The 1782-nt window shown below is 53.1% G+C and carries 1 protein-coding gene; it reads left to right on the forward strand.

What is annotated here, in order from left to right; all coding sequences use genetic code 11:
* Nucleotides 1-387: 387 nt before the first annotated feature.
* Entirely contained in the window at nt 388-1662 is a 1275-nt protein-coding gene (locus B2Y11_RS08805; RefSeq protein WP_291056815.1) for a hypothetical protein, read from the forward strand.
* Nucleotides 1663-1782: the final 120 nt, after the last annotated feature.

A 1782-nucleotide genomic window follows, 5' to 3' on the forward strand; every position in this document is an offset into this window, starting at 1 on the left:
CCCTCATTTTAACAGCCCGGAAGTTAGTACGAGTTATTTTCTACCTGCTGAAAGAAAATAAACTGTACAAACCCGATGTTGGAATAAGCTGAGGACTCCTTCGAAAAAAATCGATTTTCGAAGGGCGTGGTTAGAGTGCGCCATTTTCAAGTAATTTAATTAAATCCCAACGCAAATGCGATGATTTTAATTAAAACTTAACTTGCAGTCTTACCATAGGGCTTTGAACCTTCTGAACCCTCTGAACCTTTCCCTTCACAACCCTTCTACACAACCCGCCGCCGTAAGGCGGCCACAACCTGCGGCGAAGCCGCGCCCCCTTCTTCCTCATCTGGTGTATAATAAAGAAAAATTTCCTTTTCATTCCCCTGAGAGAAGGTGCCCTTCATGCATGATGAACAGATGGCCGAAGAAAAGAAAAAGCTGATCCGCCTCCTGCTTTCCCACATGAACTGCCGGTTTTACCCCCTGGCCTGCCGGAGTTTTACCATGCCCGCCGTGCCCATAGACAGGGCGGTGACTGCCATGCTTCGGGACAGGGGACTTCCTGCCGCCGCCGACCGGAAGGCAAGGAATAGTCTCATCCGGAAGTACGTCCATTTCCGGCTGGAGCTGGCCTCCCTTATGGTGAAATGGGACTGCCGGCGTTCCGATTTCCTTGCGGAAACGGTGAAGGACAGTCTGGATTTCGACATTACCCGCTCCTTTAGCAATGAGTTTGACAACCTGCGCCGCGCGCTTCTTCCCTTCAAGCCTCCCTTTGTGATGGAGGGGGCCATGGTGATTCCCCTCATTACCTATCTCTCTGCGGAAACGGGAATCTCCCTTTCGCCTCTGGCGGATTTCTTTGAACAGGAAACGAGGACGTACATGGAAATGGTGAGGGAGGAAAGCGCATCCTTCATGGACGCCCTGTCCTTCTGCCATCCCGATTTCCACGATACTTCGGCGCTGAAGCTCCCTTTCCTCCTGCTCCAGTGCATCTGCGAAAACCTGGGCATGGAGGAAGGCGGGCTGGTGACGGAAAGCTCCCAGATCCTCATGCCCCTGACAGAGGTCATGCCCTACATGGCCAAAAAGACACTGTCCCCCGAAGGCACCCGTTTCTTTTACCACTACCTGGTTTTCCGGGCCCTGCTGCTTTCCTTCTTCGGCTCCTATATGTACCAGGACAGGAAACTCCGGGACTCCATCTACAAGGGCGTCATGAAAAGCCGGCCCATGACCCGGCTCATTCGTACCGCCAAGGCCATCCATTTCATGGACGACGACGATTTCATCATGAACCAGCGGCTTTACCTGAAAATCAATATGTTCATGCGCCAGTGGGCCATCTTCGACTCGAAAAAGAAGGAGCACTACTACCGCTACTACCCGAACTTCACTACCTACATCGTCAGCCGCATGGACGACGAGGCCTTCGAAGACCGTATCAACAGCCTGCTGGACGAATTCTGCCGCGCCGACCGCTTCACCCTCTCCGAAAGGGATAGAAACTTCCTCCTCCAGGAAACGGCAGCCTACATCAACACCGTAAGCCACGCCATGTACTTCGTCTACAATATCGGATTCAGGCGGCCCGAAGATTTCATCGATTCCCGGTGGAATGAGCGGACAAAGAATCCCCTGCTCAAAGGATTCAAAAAGATTTTCGGCCTGTGAGGGGCTGACTTCTTATGGACAAGTCCCTATGGGGCTCGAGGGTTCAAGCGCCTTTCGGCGCCCGGGTTCTATGGTTCGTGTGCTGCGCACCGAACCATGGGTTCGGCCCACAGAGCGGGC

The sequence above is a fragment of the Dialister sp. UBA1703 genome (assembly GCA_002320515.1).
Lineage (GTDB): Bacteria > Bacillota > Negativicutes > Veillonellales > Dialisteraceae > Dialister.